Source organism: Reinekea marina (genome assembly GCF_030409715.1).
Taxonomy (GTDB): domain Bacteria; phylum Pseudomonadota; class Gammaproteobacteria; order Pseudomonadales; family Natronospirillaceae; genus Reinekea; species Reinekea marina.
The window spans coordinates 2161656-2178588 of record NZ_JAUFQI010000001.1; the positions used below are offsets into that span (position 1 = coordinate 2161656).

The 16933-nt window shown below is 39.8% G+C and carries 35 protein-coding genes and 1 pseudogene; 5 read left to right on the top strand and 31 right to left on the bottom strand.

Annotation, left to right across the window (positions count from 1 at the left end):
- Positions 1-103 precede the first annotated feature (103 nt).
- The 14 genes from QWZ13_RS11470 to QWZ13_RS11535 form a co-directional block, all read right to left on the bottom strand.
- On the bottom strand, positions 104-538 hold the full coding sequence (locus QWZ13_RS11470) for a YtoQ family protein (protein ID WP_290281890.1): 435 nt from the start codon (positions 536-538) through the stop codon (positions 104-106).
- A gap of 11 nt (positions 539-549) precedes the next feature.
- Positions 550-1329 (bottom strand): phytanoyl-CoA dioxygenase family protein, encoded by a 780-nt coding sequence (locus tag QWZ13_RS11475; RefSeq protein ID WP_290281891.1) that lies wholly within the window; start codon positions 1327-1329, stop codon positions 550-552.
- On the bottom strand, positions 1292-1636 hold the full coding sequence (locus tag QWZ13_RS11480; protein WP_290281892.1) for a VOC family protein: 345 nt from the start codon (positions 1634-1636) through the stop codon (positions 1292-1294). Before QWZ13_RS11480 ends, QWZ13_RS11475 begins: the two co-directional genes overlap by 38 nt.
- Positions 1637-1678: 42 nt before the next feature.
- Entirely contained in the window at positions 1679-1990 is a 312-nt protein-coding gene (locus tag QWZ13_RS11485) for a cupin domain-containing protein (RefSeq protein ID WP_290281893.1), read from the bottom strand.
- 31 nt (positions 1991-2021) lie between these two features.
- A complete protein-coding gene (locus QWZ13_RS11490) occupies positions 2022-2468 on the bottom strand; it encodes a GNAT family N-acetyltransferase (RefSeq protein ID WP_290281894.1) in 447 nt (148 codons plus the stop codon).
- A gap of 46 nt (positions 2469-2514) precedes the next feature.
- Positions 2515-3255: a class I SAM-dependent methyltransferase gene (locus QWZ13_RS11495; RefSeq protein WP_290281895.1), complete on the bottom strand. Its 741-nt coding sequence runs from the start codon at positions 3253-3255 to the stop codon at positions 2515-2517.
- A gap of 46 nt (positions 3256-3301) precedes the next feature.
- On the bottom strand, positions 3302-3763 hold the full coding sequence (locus QWZ13_RS11500) for a nucleoside deaminase (RefSeq protein ID WP_290281896.1): 462 nt from the start codon (positions 3761-3763) through the stop codon (positions 3302-3304).
- 66 nt (positions 3764-3829) lie between these two features.
- The gene (locus QWZ13_RS11505; protein ID WP_353958982.1) at positions 3830-4261 is read right to left on the bottom strand and encodes an MmcQ/YjbR family DNA-binding protein; all 432 of its coding nucleotides are present in this window, start codon (positions 4259-4261) and stop codon (positions 3830-3832) included.
- 70 nt (positions 4262-4331) lie between these two features.
- Complete coding sequence (locus QWZ13_RS11510) at positions 4332-4721, bottom strand: DUF1801 domain-containing protein (protein WP_290281897.1); 390 nt, start codon at positions 4719-4721, stop codon at positions 4332-4334.
- Positions 4722-4751: 30 nt separating this feature from the next.
- Complete coding sequence (locus QWZ13_RS11515; RefSeq protein WP_290281899.1) at positions 4752-5234, bottom strand: GNAT family N-acetyltransferase; 483 nt, start codon at positions 5232-5234, stop codon at positions 4752-4754.
- On the bottom strand, positions 5235-5684 hold the full coding sequence (locus QWZ13_RS11520; RefSeq protein WP_290281900.1) for a VOC family protein: 450 nt from the start codon (positions 5682-5684) through the stop codon (positions 5235-5237).
- A gap of 51 nt (positions 5685-5735) precedes the next feature.
- Positions 5736-6140, bottom strand: a complete 405-nt coding sequence (locus tag QWZ13_RS11525; protein ID WP_290281901.1) for an NUDIX hydrolase — start codon at positions 6138-6140, stop codon at positions 5736-5738.
- Between the two features lie 653 nt (positions 6141-6793).
- Complete coding sequence (locus QWZ13_RS11530) at positions 6794-7759, bottom strand: calcium/sodium antiporter (protein WP_290281902.1); 966 nt, start codon at positions 7757-7759, stop codon at positions 6794-6796.
- 56 nt (positions 7760-7815) lie between these two features.
- Positions 7816-7965, bottom strand: a complete 150-nt coding sequence (locus tag QWZ13_RS11535) for a hypothetical protein (RefSeq protein ID WP_290281903.1) — start codon at positions 7963-7965, stop codon at positions 7816-7818.
- Positions 7966-8055: 90 nt separating this feature from the next.
- On the opposite strand from QWZ13_RS11535, the gene QWZ13_RS11540 reads away from it, so the two are divergent.
- Entirely contained in the window at positions 8056-8208 is a 153-nt protein-coding gene (locus QWZ13_RS11540; RefSeq protein ID WP_290281904.1) for a hypothetical protein, read from the top strand.
- Positions 8209-8249: 41 nt separating this feature from the next.
- Here QWZ13_RS11540 and QWZ13_RS11545 read toward each other — a convergent pair whose 3' ends face one another.
- The 4 genes from QWZ13_RS11545 to QWZ13_RS11560 all read right to left on the bottom strand — a co-directional run bounded on the left by QWZ13_RS11545 (position 8250) and on the right by QWZ13_RS11560 (position 10653).
- A complete protein-coding gene (locus QWZ13_RS11545; protein WP_290281905.1) occupies positions 8250-8648 on the bottom strand; it encodes a hypothetical protein in 399 nt (132 codons plus the stop codon).
- An 84-nt stretch (positions 8649-8732) separates the two neighbouring features.
- Positions 8733-8954, bottom strand: coding sequence for a hypothetical protein (locus tag QWZ13_RS11550; protein WP_290281906.1), 222 nt, complete (start codon positions 8952-8954; stop codon positions 8733-8735).
- 64 nt (positions 8955-9018) lie between these two features.
- Complete coding sequence (locus tag QWZ13_RS11555) at positions 9019-9375, bottom strand: hypothetical protein (protein ID WP_290281907.1); 357 nt, start codon at positions 9373-9375, stop codon at positions 9019-9021.
- A 177-nt stretch (positions 9376-9552) separates the two neighbouring features.
- Positions 9553-10653, bottom strand: a complete 1101-nt coding sequence (locus QWZ13_RS11560) for a hypothetical protein (RefSeq protein ID WP_290281908.1) — start codon at positions 10651-10653, stop codon at positions 9553-9555.
- A gap of 15 nt (positions 10654-10668) precedes the next feature.
- On the opposite strand from QWZ13_RS11560, the gene QWZ13_RS11565 reads away from it, so the two are divergent.
- The gene (locus tag QWZ13_RS11565) at positions 10669-10911 is read left to right on the top strand and encodes a hypothetical protein (protein ID WP_290281909.1); all 243 of its coding nucleotides are present in this window, start codon (positions 10669-10671) and stop codon (positions 10909-10911) included.
- A gap of 275 nt (positions 10912-11186) precedes the next feature.
- A complete protein-coding gene (locus QWZ13_RS11570; protein WP_290281910.1) occupies positions 11187-11348 on the top strand; it encodes a hypothetical protein in 162 nt (53 codons plus the stop codon).
- A gap of 376 nt (positions 11349-11724) precedes the next feature.
- Here the strand turns inward: QWZ13_RS11570 and QWZ13_RS11575 are convergent, their stop codons facing one another.
- The 8 genes and pseudogenes from QWZ13_RS11575 to QWZ13_RS11610 all read right to left on the bottom strand — a co-directional run bounded on the left by QWZ13_RS11575 (position 11725) and on the right by QWZ13_RS11610 (position 15002).
- On the bottom strand, positions 11725-12135 hold the full coding sequence (locus QWZ13_RS11575; protein WP_290281911.1) for an NUDIX domain-containing protein: 411 nt from the start codon (positions 12133-12135) through the stop codon (positions 11725-11727).
- 57 nt (positions 12136-12192) lie between these two features.
- Positions 12193-12645, bottom strand: a complete 453-nt coding sequence (locus QWZ13_RS11580) for a VOC family protein (RefSeq protein WP_290281912.1) — start codon at positions 12643-12645, stop codon at positions 12193-12195.
- A 360-nt stretch (positions 12646-13005) separates the two neighbouring features.
- Positions 13006-13221: pseudogene (locus QWZ13_RS20005) on the bottom strand (DUF7683 domain-containing protein); the annotation flags it as partial.
- 153 nt (positions 13222-13374) lie between these two features.
- Complete coding sequence (locus QWZ13_RS11590; RefSeq protein WP_290281914.1) at positions 13375-13767, bottom strand: hypothetical protein; 393 nt, start codon at positions 13765-13767, stop codon at positions 13375-13377.
- A complete protein-coding gene (locus QWZ13_RS11595; protein ID WP_290281915.1) occupies positions 13740-13898 on the bottom strand; it encodes a hypothetical protein in 159 nt (52 codons plus the stop codon). Before QWZ13_RS11595 ends, QWZ13_RS11590 begins: the two co-directional genes overlap by 28 nt.
- A 259-nt stretch (positions 13899-14157) precedes the next feature.
- Positions 14158-14352, bottom strand: a complete 195-nt coding sequence (locus QWZ13_RS11600) for a hypothetical protein (RefSeq protein ID WP_290281916.1) — start codon at positions 14350-14352, stop codon at positions 14158-14160.
- A gap of 110 nt (positions 14353-14462) precedes the next feature.
- On the bottom strand, positions 14463-14612 hold the full coding sequence (locus QWZ13_RS11605; RefSeq protein ID WP_290281917.1) for a hypothetical protein: 150 nt from the start codon (positions 14610-14612) through the stop codon (positions 14463-14465).
- Between the two features lie 159 nt (positions 14613-14771).
- Complete coding sequence (locus QWZ13_RS11610) at positions 14772-15002, bottom strand: hypothetical protein (RefSeq protein WP_290281918.1); 231 nt, start codon at positions 15000-15002, stop codon at positions 14772-14774.
- Here QWZ13_RS11610 and QWZ13_RS11615 point away from each other — a divergent pair.
- Positions 14997-15158, top strand: a complete 162-nt coding sequence (locus QWZ13_RS11615; protein ID WP_290281919.1) for a hypothetical protein — start codon at positions 14997-14999, stop codon at positions 15156-15158. The two genes, QWZ13_RS11610 and QWZ13_RS11615, sit on opposite strands and share 6 nt — an antisense overlap.
- Before the next feature lie 171 nt (positions 15159-15329).
- On the opposite strand, the gene QWZ13_RS11620 is transcribed toward QWZ13_RS11615, so the two are convergent.
- Positions 15330-15452, bottom strand: a complete 123-nt coding sequence (locus QWZ13_RS11620; protein ID WP_290281920.1) for a hypothetical protein — start codon at positions 15450-15452, stop codon at positions 15330-15332.
- 175 nt (positions 15453-15627) lie between these two features.
- On the opposite strand from QWZ13_RS11620, the gene QWZ13_RS11625 reads away from it, so the two are divergent.
- Positions 15628-15801, top strand: a complete 174-nt coding sequence (locus tag QWZ13_RS11625) for a hypothetical protein (protein ID WP_290281921.1) — start codon at positions 15628-15630, stop codon at positions 15799-15801.
- Here the strand turns inward: QWZ13_RS11625 and QWZ13_RS20010 are convergent.
- From QWZ13_RS20010 to QWZ13_RS11645, 4 genes are all read right to left on the bottom strand, one after another.
- Positions 15784-16119, bottom strand: coding sequence for a DUF6966 domain-containing protein (locus QWZ13_RS20010; RefSeq protein ID WP_377363406.1), 336 nt, complete (start codon positions 16117-16119; stop codon positions 15784-15786). The two genes, QWZ13_RS11625 and QWZ13_RS20010, sit on opposite strands and share 18 nt — an antisense overlap.
- A gap of 236 nt (positions 16120-16355) precedes the next feature.
- Positions 16356-16493, bottom strand: coding sequence for a hypothetical protein (locus QWZ13_RS11635; protein WP_290281923.1), 138 nt, complete (start codon positions 16491-16493; stop codon positions 16356-16358).
- Positions 16494-16515: 22 nt separating this feature from the next.
- The gene (locus QWZ13_RS11640; RefSeq protein ID WP_290281924.1) at positions 16516-16716 is read right to left on the bottom strand and encodes a hypothetical protein; all 201 of its coding nucleotides are present in this window, start codon (positions 16714-16716) and stop codon (positions 16516-16518) included.
- Between the two features lie 6 nt (positions 16717-16722).
- On the bottom strand, positions 16723-16926 hold the full coding sequence (locus tag QWZ13_RS11645; protein WP_290281925.1) for a hypothetical protein: 204 nt from the start codon (positions 16924-16926) through the stop codon (positions 16723-16725).
- Positions 16927-16933: the final 7 nt, after the last annotated feature.

A 16933-nucleotide genomic window follows, 5' to 3' on the forward strand; every position in this document is an offset into this window, starting at 1 on the left:
CTCCTTATAAACTTAAGTTTCAACGTTAGCTGCCCTTAGACTTTAACTCTTAAAGAGTATAGTTGAAAATTGAGTTTCAACCCCTTTCTGGACGGATTGAAGCTTAAAGATCTCCTGCAATATAGTTGAGCAGTTCAACCACCTGTTGCGGACTAGTCGCCCAAGCATGAGCTGCTGCATCTACTTCTTTTAGTGGGTGAATAATGTCTTCACTGTGCAAAGTTATATAAGGTGTTCCTAATGCAGCGCAATATCCGGCATCAAATGCCGCATTCCACTGCTTATATTTATCTCCAAAACGAATAATTGCAATATCACACTGTTCGATAAGGTTCTTAGTTCGCATAGCATTAACTTTGGCTGATTTATGATCGCGCCAAAATCCATTATTCTCTTTGCCCAGTACATCTCCAGCGGCATCGCTAGCCTCATGGTCTGTTATAGCTGAAGTAAATTTGAAAGCACCTTCGCCACAGCCACTAATGATTTGTTCGCGCCAATCCGTATGGATTTCACCTGAAAGATACACATTTAACATACTAATTTTCCTTATAGTGAAGTAGACGTAAGTTTGAAAACACTCGCATTGTCTAGCAAATGTATTTTTGATTGATCAGGATAACAATTACAATTTATGAATTTAACGAGTTCAGGGCTGGGCTCACAAAATAAAATATCCAACGCTAAACGATCATGCCCATACAACCCTCGATGAATCATATTTGCATCAAAAGCTAGCAAATCACCTTTTTGCAAAGGTACTGCAACACCATTAGGCAAGTCTTCATGGTTTTTACGGCCATTTTTTTCTAACCTTACATTGAGCTCTTCCTCGTTATCCCACTGGTGATGGCTACCAGGAATAAACTCCAAACCAGGCTCATTAAACAAAGGAATGCGAAAATGAACAACTTTAGGCCCTTTAAGTGCCTCTTTTTGTTCCGATTCTGATAAATGGTATTGCGGATCTCTGTGCCAGTAGTTTTTCTGGTTTTTATTAAAAGGATCAAAAAACAGTTGAGTGTTCATAAAAACAGCGTTGCTACTGACAAATTTTTTAACGCAATCAATCAACTTATCACGGCTGATAAAATCAAATAAAGCCCACCTATTTTCTTCTGATAAAGAACCTTTAAGCGTTAGCTCAGCCGAATTGACAGCCTTCTTTTGGTACCAAATCTTATTGTCTAAAAGCCACTGCTGATGAAAGCGTTGAGCAATGGTAGTTAAAAAACCCAGCTCGTTTGCATCATAAAAATTACGGAAAACGGTAAAACCGTTTTCGCTAAAATCATTCATGTGGGCTGGCGTGAAGAGGTTGATACACACCTAAATTACTGCCACCCGGCAGTGTAATATGTACAAGCAGCCCCCAAGATTCATCTTGGATATCTGTACAAGGTATTTTATTTTCCGACATTGATTCTATAAATGAATGTATATCATCACACGTTAGGTAAAATTCTTGCTTACTGCTGCCCTGAATAGGATGAAAGGCTAATTCAGAAGGCGGTAATTTAAAGATCAACCATCCACCTCCTACATCGACATGAGGGAACTTCAATACATCTCGAAAGAAGTTTCGATCTGCATCGGCATCGTTGCTGTAAATGATAGAATGAGCGCCAGATATCATATAACCACCGCAATTTTAATTATTGTTAGGCCGTTTAGCTTACTAAATACTGCCTTCCTTCTCAATGACCAGTATTCGGGCTTCACCCTGAGGATGAGCAACATGCTCTGTACCAATTTGGGCATAAAAAATATCGCCTGAATTTAGTATTACAGACTGCTCTATACCATTAGCCCTGTATTTCATTTCTACAGCACCATCTAGTACAACAAACACTTCTTCACCGTCATTGATGTGCCATTTATAGGGTTCGTCTGTCCAATGAAGGCGAGTAGTAATGCCATTCATATTACAAATATCAAGCGCGCCCCAGGCTCTTTGCGATTTAAACTCTCTTGACCTTATGACTTTCAATAATGTCACCCTACTCTAAATTTTGAAATATTTAATTTTCTAGATCAAAGTTAAATCCAATAAACTCTTCAATTTCTGTTGGCTTTAGCGATGAATACAATGCATTAGCCGCCTTATTATCCGTTTCTGTTCCTAACCATGCTTCCGTGCAATTATGCGCTTTCGCTATGGTCAGGAGTGATTTCATCATGTACTTGCCTACGCCTAGCTTTCTAAAATTAACACAAACATCCACTTCATCAATATAGAGCCATTGCTCTTTACCGTAAGGCTTGATTTCAATACGAGCCGAGGCTATGCCAGCAATTTGCTCATCTATATAGCAGGCTAAGAATACAGTATCTTGGCGTGATAAATAGGCCGTTAAGCTTTCAACATCGAACACTGAAATTTCATTTGCATCATCCCACATCGCATTATTTATTAAGGAAACTAAACTACTAAGGTCATCATGAAGCTCTATTTCTTTAACCTGCATCTTGCCCCCTTACCTATAACATTAACGGCGCTCGAACGTAACCATGTTAAGAATCTCTGGTATATCTATAAATACTGTAGCTATAGTTATATAGGAAAGCCTCATCAAAAACGATGGATTGTAAAGAATCCTGAAGAATAGCCTCTACTTCTTCATAGCTTGACCCCTGATGAACTGCGGCTTCTATATTAGACTGGGTCGTTAAGTACTTGATGAGTGCTGCTTTATCGAAGCTAAGCGGAATTGTTCCCTTTGAACTGTCTAGTTTTTCAAGGTTAGAAACCCCCTCAAAATTTGCCGTTTGGCTGTTTCTCGGTGGTGTCGGAAATAATGTTAAGTAAGTATCGAAAAACCAATCGTTAAATTCTTTTGAGTGAACACTGCCGCCAAATGAAAAATTGTATATTAGCCAAATTGACGAATCACTAGAAGCTTGTTTATATGCTTGCACGGCCTGTTCAAAGTCGAACCAATGAAAAGCCATGCAAGTGGTAATTAAATCAAATTGCCCGAGAGTATGAGCCGCTTCGTAACCCAACTGGTTTACTTCTAAACCTTTAGCGCGAGCTTTGTTAAGCATAACTTCGCTTAAATCTATGCCTTGTACCGAATTAGATATATCGATTACCGGTATAGTCGAATCACCTGTTCCGCAAGCAATATCTATGGCTGTATCAAAGCGTTTGGTAATGCCAGCATTTTTAAGCCAATGCTTAATCACGCCATGCACTTTAGGCCGGTATTGTTCGTAGCGATTCGATGCTTCTTCTAAAGAAAAATATGTCAAATAACTTCCTTTATGCAGTAATTAAAAAATAACTATGCCAATTAAATCAAGTTGCCTTAGAACTTAAATGAGCTCTACCTTTATGTAATTCAACATATTCATTGAGCAACTGTTGCGATTCTTCCTTACAAATACCGGTCACTACATTCAGTCGTTCATCATAATATCGATTTTGTTTAAGCAGAGCGATAGAGCCTACAAAATTATCGTCGGCGGCATACACCAATTGACCAATACTGGCACTCACAAATGCACCTGCACACATACTGCAAGGCTCTAAAGTTGAATACAAGGTAGCTTGCCTTTTATTTTTAAACAGTAAATTTTCACAACTGCGTATAGCTGTAAGCTCTGCATGAAGCAAATCAGATTGGTTGGTGTCTACTAAATTATGGGCTCTAGCAATGACTTCACCATTGAGTACAATGCAGCACCCAATTGGTAAATTCCCCAGCTCGAATGCCTTTTTTGCCTCTTCTAACGCAATTTTCATATATTGTTCGTGCATCTATTCTCCATAGATAGGTAAAAAGTAAATGGCCACATTATCATTATAAAACCAAATTACTTAAACCTATTTTAATAAATTCAGGTCTAATTCTTTCTGTTTTTTCTTGGACAGGCCCAAACCCACAATACGATAAGACTCGGAAATATAATACTCAAGATTATCTCGCTCATCAGGCGTATATTGAAACAATTGAATCCACTTCATACCACGTGAAGCCAAATAAGGTGCTGGCCGATAACATTCGTGGTCGCTTAGAAAATAGAAGTCTTGCTCTGAAGTTTTAAAGGTAAATGCAGGTTTACTATCGTTATTTTCCCAGCCGCCTATTGCGAAAACCTTACCACCTACTTTCCAAACATGAGAGCCACCCCATTGCACAACATGAGTAGTAGCCTTAAATGAACCGCAAAAATGATTAAACTCTTCGTAAGTCATAGGCGTCTTATTAATTACATTTACAATTTCTTGTTGTTCTAAACTTTGAAAGCTTTGCATCCAAGTTTTTTGTCAAAAGAACCTACATGTTTAAGCGTTAAAATCTAGTATCTTGATTGATAATTGAACATCACTTTAGCTTTTCTAGCTGCCCTTTTCGCTTAACTATATTCTTATAATCCCACTGTATATCACGAGACTGCGACAACCAGTTTTGAAGTAACTTTGTATTTACTTGATTTGATGATGTATAGCGTACCTCACCCGCCTTAAAGCTCCCAGTTTTAGCTAAACTGTCGCCTTTAAAAGATTGTCCACTCCAAAACATGAGACGTATACAGTGTTTTAGTTTTCCGTAGCCGACGATAGGGTTTCCATCTAAAAACCAGACTGGGTGTGCATGCCAAATTTTGTTCTCAGCCTCTGGGAGGCCTTTGTTTATTTCATTAGCAAGAAGCTCACAAATAGCTTTGTTTTGTTCTTCTTGTGAATCATTATAAGCTTGGGTGTCTGGGTTCATTTGGGTGCGCCTTTTTTGTTTATATGCATTCTACAACCACTTATACATAACGAGGGCATCTATAAATCCTTTTAATGGATGTTTAAATGCCTTAGGCAACCGGCCTACTGTTTCAAACCCTAACTTAGTCCAAAGGTACAAGGCAGACTCATTACTGGAAGCCACAAAATTAAACTGCATCGCTTTATAACCTAAACTTAATGCCATCGCCTGGGAGTGTTCACACATCTTTGCAGCGACCCCCTTCCCTCTAGCCGATTCAGAGACCATATAACCACAATTACACACATGACTGCCAGGACCGGCCTGGTTGGCTTTTAGGTAATACGTTCCAAGTATTTGGTGATTATCTTCAATGACAAAGGTTTTTCTTGGTGTATCTAGCCAAAGCTGTTTAGCTTTAGGCTTCGAAAGATCAATATCGAATCCATAAGTATCACCAAGCGATACAACTTGATGAAATATAGGCCATATTGCCTCCCAATCGCTTGTTGTGGCTTCTCTTATAACCATTTAAGGGTTTTCACTGCCAAAATAGGTACTTATCCACCAAGTATTCCCGCCAAGGTCTTTAAATGCGGCTTGCCTCTCCTGATAGGGTTTATCTTCTGGCTCAGCGATTGATTCTGCACCTAACTTTATCGCTGTTTGATAAGTAGCATTAACATCTGGAACATAAATATATAAAGAATTGAGCCAACCTTCAGCTCCCTCAGGTAACTGTCCTGCTTCGATGACAAGTACCGACCCATCAATATTTAGCTCAACATGGCAACTTTCAGAACCAAAAACATGTCGCTCTAATTCTATGGCATTAAATACTTGGGTTATAAATTCAATTAACGAAAGTGGTCCATGAATATAAGGTCTAAGGTTGCCAATGCCATGGCGAATGTGAGTAGTCATTTGAAATCTTCCTCGTATGTTTAGTCCCACCTTAAGCTGTTTTCGCAGCGGTCGCAATCAAACAGAAACCATGAAATAGGCAAATAAATTTGGCTTTAAAGGTGATTACTACAAATGATTCCTAATGAACCGGATAGCGCCTTTAAAAAGTGGATGCCAGTTGTCGTCTAAATCGCTATTTAATGGTAGCCAAAAAAATCGGAAATTGTGACCGTTATCGTCGAGACAGTAGTGAACCCAAGAATCGCTGGGTTCTTTCAGCAGTTTTATTAGGCAAAAACCCCATATTTGGCCCTCGAAGTTAGAATCCCATTTACCTAAATAAGATTCAACCACCCCATTAAGACCGGACTCTTCGAAGAGTTCTCTAATACAGGCTGTTTCTAAGGGTTCATACTTCTCAATAGTACCTTTTACCAATTGATAGCCTGCCAGTGGATGCTCAAAGGCGAGCAATTCCAGGGCACCATCTCTTTTTCTTACGACTATGGGGCAAGCTTTATTAATAGTCATCGCTCATAATTCAGAAAACAAAACTAATAGACACCGTTAATGTTTTAAACTTTTAAGAGTGCCATTTATTTTAAAAAAACATTCGTCACTTTCTACTATTGCTCACTGAGTTTGGCAAGTATTACCTCTAGTTTTTTTATCCTTTTCTCTTGAAAAGTTAGAGCGCCAATTAACACGATAAATAGCATAAAGGCTGAGAACATGGGTGTGCCTTGAGCTTGGCTAACGAAATATCCTAAAGATAAAGTGAGGGCAACTGCAACGATAATACTTTCAATTTTTTTCATTATTATTCCTTTAATGAATTTATTCGAAATAAAAGGCTATTAAATGTATTTAATGCACAAATTACCAAGCCTATAGGATAGTTTGGTAGTCATAATTTTGACTCTTCAGAGTACTTTAAATTTTAGTTACTACATTCAGTAATGTCTTAAGTATATTTCAGTATAATTGAATAAGAAATTAACTATCGAATGCTTCACATTCCAAATAATGTCACAAATTTATTCTTTGAGTTCTGAGCTTTCAGATACTTTTGGTCATTCGATTTACTTGGTCTTCTTTAGATAATTATACTTAACGAGATGGTTCAATTATGCCTCTCTAAAAATAACGCCGAGCGCTACTGAAAAGGGTTAGGCTAATTTACTTCAGCCACTGTACACCGAAAAACTCAACCATACATACGCGCAATAACAGACTAATAGTGCTCCGCCTTCAGCTCGGCTCAATTGCCGCCTTGTATAAAGGAACAAAAGTAGCAGCACTGATGTTCCAAGCATGACCCATTGATCAAATTGGAGCACTCTGGGAGGGATAGGGAGAGGCTGAAGAAATGCCGATAAACCGAGTATTCCGAGCAGATTAAATATGTTACTGCCAAGAATATTGCCGACAGCTACATCAGCATGACGCCGAATAGCTGCAAGTACCGATATAGACAATTCAGGGAGAGAAGTACCCACGGCCACTAACGTTAAGCCAATTACCGCCTCAGGCACTCCGAAGTGGTGAGCTAATCCAGTTGCACCGATCAAAAAAACTTGTGAACCGGCTATTAAAAGAATCAGACCATGCAACGAGGAAAAGACAGCAGACATAGCCGACTTTGGAACGGCCGTAAGTTCTTCCGATTCTGCTTTGTGTAATTCTCCAGAGGGTGCTGAGTGGAAATTTTCACTCCAGTAAGCCCAAACCAGGTACACAAGTAAGGCACCGATTAAAAGTGCCGCGTCCAATCGACCTAACGCTCCTCCTCCAGCAAGGACCAAGAATAATATACTAGCTGCAACAACTGTGACGGCATCTCTTTGTAAAGCCAATGGCCTTACTGATAAAGGCGTAATTATTGCGCATAGCCCGAGTATCAGTAGGATATTGCCAATATTACTGCCAATAACATTTCCAATTGCAATATCAGGTTGCCCATCAATAGCAGCGTTCACAGAAACCACTAATTCAGGTGCTGAGGTTCCAAAGCCTACTATCACAAGCCCGCTCAATAAAGGTGATACGCCGAGTAGCCGAGCGGAAGCAAGTGCACCACGAATCAATGCTTCACCGCCAACAGTGAGTAAAACCAAACCAATACAGAAATAAACTAAATCGAATGTCATTTACTTGCTCGATCCTTCAATGGGCTGCCAGAACGTGCTTGAAGATTCACTCAAAGCTACCGAGTATTCTCAATAAGCTTCTCAATTATTATATTACCGACCAATTTGACAGATAAATAGTCTTTTTCAAGTGATCTTTTAGGTAATTTAGGCGTAGTACGGAATTTTGCGATGCAAGTCTGAATCGCCCGCTCTGATCTAGTCATCTTAGCCGATTCGTTATTGGTGATATAGCTCTTAGCCTACTTTTTCCGTTTCCCCTACCCCATACTCGGGGGGTTCGTCCTTAAAAACTGATGGCTAGATCACAGGCGGGGCGACCGCCATCAACACTCGAATGCAAGTCATCAAGAATTGTGATATTTATTCATATCGTAAAATTTGAATTTCGGTATAAACAAACTCCGTTTGAGATACGCCAATTTATACAAAAAAAATGGACAAGTTAGAGGTATTTCTAAAGTCTGAACGCTGCTCTATACAGCGCTTGTTATTCGATTTGTATTGAGATTGGTACGCCATATCTTTTATTGTAAATTTCTGCTCTATAAGGAGCCCTTGGCTTAAGAGTAATTAAGCCTTTAGATACAGAAATATTTGATGCAAGGAAAAATAAATCTTCGTAAAACTCCAGTTCTATTTCACTAGTGAAAGCTTTACTTGATTTTTTATCGAGATAATAAATTTTGGCCACTGAATTATCTGATCCATTGGGGATTATTTGGTAAGTCAACTTCACTTCATATGACTTTGTCTCTTTGTGCTTATGTAATAACTCGATCTCAGACCCTTTTGATGCTATTTCACTTTTTACTTCTTTAATTAGCGCCGATTGGTTTTGATTAATTAACTCTAGTGCTTGATAGTTTTTTTCTACTATAAAAAGCAACTTATCAGAATCGCTGAGCTGATTTGCTTCATTTCTGTTAATTCCAACATCGAAATATTTGAACCACTTTTCACAATGCTTATTTTATAAAGCTACCTCTGAGTTAGGTATACTTTCTGTGAAGTTGATATAGACATGATCAAACTCGCCTGTAGAAAATCCAAGCCCTCTTAGTTTTCTAGCTATTCTCGCTCCTAAAGCTGACGCTTCCTTTCCAATTTTGAATATTGAAACATACTGGCCACTAGTACTTTCATCATCCTCAGAGTAGTAGCGTATATCTAATATATTCTTTTCCTTGGTCATATCTATCCTTTACGCATAACGCTTTTAGCACGCGCGAGTCTACGAGTCGCAGTGCTTGCGATTGTTATGCCCTTGGAAAACCATTAAGTATTTTCACGAGATCAGATGCAGACTTCCCGAAATTATCGGGGAGGATTCCATGTGGAATGTCCATATTTACTGGGTAGCCTTGCTTAGCTTCGGCTTCTAAAACAACCTCTTCGCTGTAATGCCACCCTACCTTTTTGGTTTTTCCATCTTGCATGGTCAATTCGTAAAAATAAGAAATCTCGTTCCATGGAATGAAATTCGTTCTAAATAGAACCGTATACCTGATACCGTCACTTGCAATTTCGAGTTGACTAGCTCCAGGCAGAAGTTGCAACAATGCAACAATGAATCCGATACCAAAAAAAATAGAAGCAATATGCCCCATATACATAGGGATATCGGATCTAAAATATAAAACTATGAAAACAAATACCCCCGTTAAAGCCAGAAGGAGAAGATTTTTAAGTTTTGATGATTTTAATACCATTGCTGGCTCCAAATATTGGCATAACGCCGCCATAATTTGCTGACTGAAGCGTAGCGTAAGGCGGTCAAATTCATGGCCTTGTTACACATTGCTCATCCTTGAATAGTGTGAAATAAAGTGTTTATTCCACCTAATTAAAGCCTTTTTTCTTTCCATGTGAGAAGTTAATAGTTCTTTATTCTGAGCTCGAAATTCATCTTTTTCATAAATATAGTTTTGAAATTCGTAAACTTGCTTAACTAGCTCATGCATTGGCTTTGACTCAGAGTGTTTAATATCCTCAAACTCTATTGGTTGGTCAATATCAAAAATAGGATCGACACGATCTTGGTGCTGAAAATAAAGCACTCCTTTTCCTGTTGGGTAAGGAGGCATAGTATGTTGTGCTAGGTACGAGTCGAAACGACTGTAGTCTCCGAGATATCCAGACTGGAAGCTATCATCAGACGATCTTCGTATGATCGGCTGATAAAGATGTATTGACGGCTTTGCGATTGTTTTTCTCAGCAGTGGATGCTTAATACGGCGTGTAATCTGAAAGTCATTTAAATGCATCAGATTAGGGTTATCTCCATCTAGAGTTGTATATCGACTTTTAGGAAAAGGGAAGCCGCAGCGAGCCGAAAACAAGTAATCGGACGACATATTTAAGATCAATATGTCATTTATTCGAAGCGCAAAGCAGGAAGGCTGACTGTGAAACACTAATGACTCGACTCCAAACGCGTTCAATCCTACTCCATCACCGGCTATTGGATAAATCGCAACCATTCTGTCTTTTTGGCAGATTCGGGTTTTAATATGAAAGCTTGGATCTATATTGGTTGGGTTCCCTTGAATAAAATGATACGCAATCCAAATTCCGACACGTACCTTATCAAGCCAATCCATAAAGTCAGAATACTCAATGCTTGAAAGAGCTTCTCTGGCGACTAGCTTTAGAACATGGGCCTTAGCTCGAGCCTCCAAGTCAGAAAATTCCGTATTGCAGCTTTCGCATGCTGGAACACAGAAATTCGACCAATCAAAACGTATAGCATTTCCATTTTTGAAGTTCGTTCCAAAATTGACCACTCGCTTAGGGTCACCAGTGAGTTCAAGAAGCCACTGAGGGAGTATATGCTCTCGATTCTTTTTTTCTGGAGGGCTTCCACAGAAAACGCAGAACCTATTGGTCGTCATGCTTTATATCCATAGATGTGTAACGCCTTTATTTTGTGGCGAGTTTACGAGTCCAAAGCCCACTTGCGAAGCAAGGATGTTGGGCTTGAACAACAATTTTTTGTAAGGCTATTGGTAGTACAATTCATCAGGCTGTTTACCAATATTATCTGGTTCCAGTGGTTTCGTAAATTGTACGGCCAATATAGTGTCATGCCCTTCCATCTTGGCCTTACAAACACGGTGCATACCGTCCATTATTCTACCTTCGCTACATAAAATAATTGGATAGCTAAGGTCAGCTTCGTAAATTTGTTTCGCGTGCTGAATTATATCTTCGCACTTAGCTTCCATTCCGGGCATAAAACCGAACCAATAGTTCTCTTTGAGCTCTCCAATTTCCTCCACCTTTTTTTCGAAAACCGGAAAGTCTTTGGATAATTCAATTAATTTTAGAACATCCCACGACAGTAATCCTAGGGTGGAAGGTCTAAAATGATATTGTTGATGTAATTTATTTTTCATAAAGCCTAACGTTCCTAAACTGAGGCGCAATGAAGCGCAGCGTAATTGCGTCCTATGCCCGCCGCGGAACGCGGTTTTTGGCGGGCATGAACAGCTTTGGTTTGTTAGGTGGACCTAGAATTACCACTAATTTCACTACTGTATCTAGCAATGAATTTCCTTTGGTGCACCCAATAACCAGAAGTAACTAGTACCGAAACAATAAAGCCAATTGCTCCCTGACTTGCAACGAAAACCCACAATACAAATGTCGAAATGGCTATTCCTTTGCCATACGCTCCATTTAAAACAAAAATGATTAGCATTACTGCTAGAAAATTAGAACCACCAATTACGAGATACAATACCAGTGCAATATATGGGCTCGACTCCTCGAAACCTTGTATCGAAGGAATAATAAGTACAATTGGAAGAACCAAAAATACCAAATTAATCCAAAATAAATTACTGAGAACGAGCCTCTTCATATACACCTAACGTCAAAATAACTGGCGAAATTGCGCGCCAGCGTGATTGAGTCCAGTGCGTACCGCGCAGCGGTGTTTACGCACGAAGTTCATTGCCTTGTTAGAGTTTGCCAGTTCTAAGCAAGGAGATTACCTTTTCTTTTGCGGATACGGGTTGCAAATTGACGTTTTCTAGCTTTTCCATATTAACCCAAATGAGTTCGTATTGGTTATTTGAACTCTGCCTTTCCTGTTCAGGTCCATTGCCTAACTTTACTTCACCTGAAATAGCCCCTATAGAAAAGTAGCTCTCTCTTCGTCCTTCATTAGATTGCTCAAATACGAGCTCAATATTTGAGGTAGATAAGCTAGTTTCTTCCTCAATCTCACGAATTACGGCTTCTTCTGCGGTTTCGCCTTTTTCAATACTACCACCAGGGAAAACCCAATACTCACGTTCGTCCTTCATCCTGTGAACTAGCAATAATTCTTTAACATCATTTACTATTAGTGCGCAGGATCTAGGATTCATAAAAAACTCTAACGCCTATAGCACGCGCGAGTTTACGAGTCGCCGTGCCTATGATTGTTAAAACGGCCCTCTCAAGCCAATTAAATTACCAAATGGATCTGTTACTTGGCACATCCATTGGTTTGCCTCAATCTCCATTGGTCCTCGGTATATAATAGATCCAATGCTTTTAAACCTATCCATTTCATATTCTAGGCTTTCTACTAGCCAATAGGTTACTGATCCACTCTTACCAGATCCAACCCTTTCATCAGCTAAAACCAATTCTAACGCAAAACCATTTACCTCGAGGAATGTAAAATCGTCAATGGTCCGTACAATTGCACCAGGGAAAGCCTTTTGGTACCAATCAAGACCTAACTTAAGATCTTCCACATGTATTAGGTTTGCAATAGGTTTCATAAGCCTTTTAACGCAAAGCACTGCGGCGAACGACAGTGAGTCCAGTGCCGTAGGCACGATGCAGCTGTGCCTTGTTACAAGTAGTGGCCTGTGGCTCTTAACTATCACGTGCCAGCGTGCTTAATTATTTATTGTTTTCCATCAAACTTCGCTTTTGACGCAGTAATTTAGTTTGATGGCTTTAAAACTTTCTTGCCAGCTTAACTAGGCTGGCTAATCACTCTACCCTAGCTTGGGAGCAATGGCTATTGCGTACAAGCTAGCCTGTTAAAGTTGTGAACCGTTGCTCTAAAAACCATAAATTTATACGAGCAAAACTATATTTTGGTGCAGGATTCATTCAATAGTTTTAAATGTCCTTCCACCTGTAACGCCAAAATAACTGGCGAAATTGCGCGCCAGCGTGATTGAGTCCAGTGCGTACCGCGAAGCGGTGTTTACGCACGAAGTTCATTGCCTTGTTAAGTGTTACCCTTCCACAGCCTCAACAAAGTAGCTAAAACTATTAAAGTCCCAATTAATTGCTATCGAATCAGGAAGATACTGCTTCAAAAAAGGTAGGTTTGCCACACCGACTCCAAAGCAGTCATACATCAGATTCTCTTTAGGAACATCAAATTCTTTTTGAAATTCACCTAAGTTAAAGTTCACAAGCTTCACATCAAAAACTAACCTTTCGGTTTCGTTTGTAAAGCAAGTCTACGTACGAACCATTCTATAATTCATAAAAACACTTAACGCCGCAAGCAACTGCAGATGAAACGGAACTTGTTTTTATGCGAGTATTTTACCGCATAAAAACAAGTGGAGAGTAACACGTCAGATTGCCTTGCTTTGTTATACGTTTTCAAGTGAAAGCCTCACTCCTTGAGCCTTAAAGTTTAACTTACCTGCAAACTCTATTGTAAATATATATTCACCAAGAACAGTGAACTGAAAGTCTTCTATATGGCCAAAATCCTTTTCACCAGTGGCATCAACAGCTGGCTTGCACTCAGCTAAAGAACTGAACCCGTCCATGTCTTTAACTCCATCAAATATCAAGTATGCAGAAGCGAAGCAAGCCCATTCATTTTCTTTCGGCTCCGTATAGCCCTCGTGCTCTGGAAAGAGGTACGCATCGATTTTAATACGTAATTCTTCGCCTTTAAGTTCCCAGCCAAGAACAAAGGACTCCCAAAGGTCTATGTGTTCAAGACCGCTTATTTTATTAGCATCGTGATATAGCATGGTTTACGTATAACGTTGTACACAGTGGCGAGCGTATGCGAGTCCAGTGCCGTAGGCACGATACTGCTGTACCTTGTTAATGTGCATTGACCACCACTGCCACTTTTTATAATTTTTAAAAGCTCAATCAACCAAAGCTTTTACGACGATTTCATTGCCTTTAATATGCCAGCCCCAAAACTTGGTGGCTAGCAATAGTTTTGCTTTTTTTCAGAAAGTATTGCTACTGAAATGTAAAATAAAGTATCAGTTAAGCCAGCTTAAAAAGGCATTCTCATTCTGCACAATAACGCCGTTGTAAATTGCAGTTTTGGAGGAGCCCGTTTGTGCTATTAAGCACAAAAAGGAGCGACGGAAAAACTGTCAATTTGACAACTTTGTTAAGCGTTTTTACGACTCTTGCCATTCTTTAAATTCTTTAATTGTATTTGGAGTAAGCTCGAGAATAACTTCAGCTAATTCTTCGCTACCTTTTGCGACTGCTACAGCGGCTGCTAATACGTTAGCCATTATTGGGTCTGATAAAGGCGATTCTCCAGCAAGCTTAGCCATTAACTTTATTGATTCGATATAGTTTCTTTCCATTTCAATATTTAATTTAGCACCATTACCTTTAAGTCTGGCTATTTCTATACAAACAGGCAATAGAAAGTAATTGTAATTTGCCCTCTGTGGGTGCTTTTCGATTAAAGAAATTATATGCGGAACGGCTGCATATGAAGAGTTATAAATATCACCTTGATGACAGAGGCTACTCCATAATGTAAAGAATGGTTCTGATTCATAGTCCTCACACTCAGGATACTCTTCAAGTTGAGCCAGTAGCCCAGGGATGTCCGAAGCATTTCCATATGCGTGTTCCAACTTATTCCAGTTAATTAATTCCATGTTTGATCTCTTGTGTAACGCTTAACGCAAAGCTTAGCGGCGAGCGTGAGCGAGTCCACAGCCCACCGCGAAGCGGTATATTTGGGGCTGTATTGCTACAGCGTTTTGTTATGAGGCTAAGTTACCACCACTATTTTTCCCTTTGTACGAATATAAACCCTTAATACGCGCCAACAGATAAAAACACCAATACCAACAAATAAGTTACCAAAGTAGAAAGCCGATAGTCCCATCAATGCTACTAATACTAGGTTCACTGTACCTTCAACAAGCAGGTTGTCCTCAGGGTCAAGCATTAGCAATGAACTGCATTCTGAGCATATCACTGAGGCTCCTGGAATGTGCATTCCACTAGCAAAAAGCTTCATTCTAGAAATCGTTCTAGCTTCGCAATTCGGGCACACTCTCACTTAATTTGCCTCATAACGTTGTACACAGTGGCGAGCGTGAGCGAGTCCAGTGCCGTAGGCACGATACTGCTGTACCTTGTTAATGTGCATTGACCACCACTGCCTTTATTTTTAGATTACAAAAGCCTAAATACTATGACTTTTGCCACGAATTAGTGCCTTTAATATGCCAGTGGCGCAGTGTTTAGGCCACTAGAAATTTAGTTATGCACGAGGAAAATGGTGTTAAATTAAAAGACGATTACTACATAGTGCCATTTAGAGTTAAATATCCCTCGTCTGCACAATAACGCAAAGCACTGCGGCGAACGACAGTGAGTCCAGTGCCGAAGGCACGATGCAGCTGCGCCTTGTTACAAGTAGTGGCCTGTGGCTCTTAACTATCACGTGCCAACGTGCTTAATTATTTATTGTTTTCCACCAAGCTTCGCTTTTGACGCGGTATTTAGGCTTGATGTCCTTTAAATTTGGCTGCCAGCTTAACGAGGCTGGCTATTCACTTTACCCTAGCTTGGGAGCGATGACTATTGCGTACAAGCTAGCCTGTTAAATTTGTGAACCGTTGCACCTAAAACCACAAATTAATACGGGCAAAACTATATTTTGGTGCAGACTTCACTCAATAGTCTTAAATACTTTTCCACCTGTAACGTTTGCGTTTGTTGTTAGTTGGCGCGAAGCAGAAACTAATCCACAATACGCTCTTGTTAACCTTTGCTTAGCCACTTTGCTTTAACTTAATGGCTAAATCATATACTTTCGAGGAAAGGTCATTACTAGAGCCAAATTTCTCAATAAGCTCATTTCTTTCCTTAGATTGATTAGGATTGTAGTAGTCATTGAAACTACCCATTCCCCCATATACTGCTCTAATCGAACTAGAGAGTTGATATAGATCGTCGTCCACATAACCGTATTCAATTAGGTCATTTATATGCCTTAACTGCTTCTCAAAATGGGCAGTCCACAAACAACTTTTATCTGTTTTTAAATGAAGAATTAGTTGCTCGATTGCAGACCTAATCTCTATCAAGACTTGTTCCTTTTGCCACATCAACTAATACCTAAAGGTTAACGTTGTACACAGTGGCGAGCGTATGCGAGTCCAGTGCCGTAGGCACGATACTGCTGTACCTTGTTAATGTGCATTGACCACCACTGCCTTTATTTTTAGATTACAAAAGCCTAAATACTATGACTTTTGCCACGAACTAAAGCCTTTAATATGCCAGTGGAAAAACCTTTAAGCCACTGGAAATTTAAGCTATTCACGAAGAAACTGGCGCTAAATTAAAAGACAATTACTACATAGTGCCATTTAGTATTAAATATCCCTCGTCTGCACAATAACGTTGTTGTGCTGGCGCGAACGGTATTGAGTCGAAGGCCCGCCGCGCAAGCGGTTTTAAGCGGGCCTGTTCCAGCCACTCATTGTTATAGGCTATTGCGATTAAGCTAAATCTATTTCATTCCATAAAGGCTTTAAACCTTTTGACTGCATATAGGTTCCGTAATCTACCCATTTCCCACCTCGAATATGTTCTTTCTTGAACCAAGTGGCTTCGCACTCTTCACACAGGAATATTTTCTCGTTTTTAGCTCTGATCCTAGCTTCTATTATTGAGCCTTGTGAACATCTAGGGCAAAGCATTCAATATTATCCTCGACTAAAACCTATAACGTTTGCCCGCAACGGCGAGCGTGAGCGAGTCCAAATGCCCGCCTGCGAAGCAGGGTTTGTGCGGGCATTGCTGTTGCCGGGCCTTGTTAGAGTTTGACCTAGCCACTTTACTTTAACTTTTTGTAAATTAGAAAACCAAACAATCCCGTAGCACCTAAAGCAATGAACATAAAATACCATTGATGCG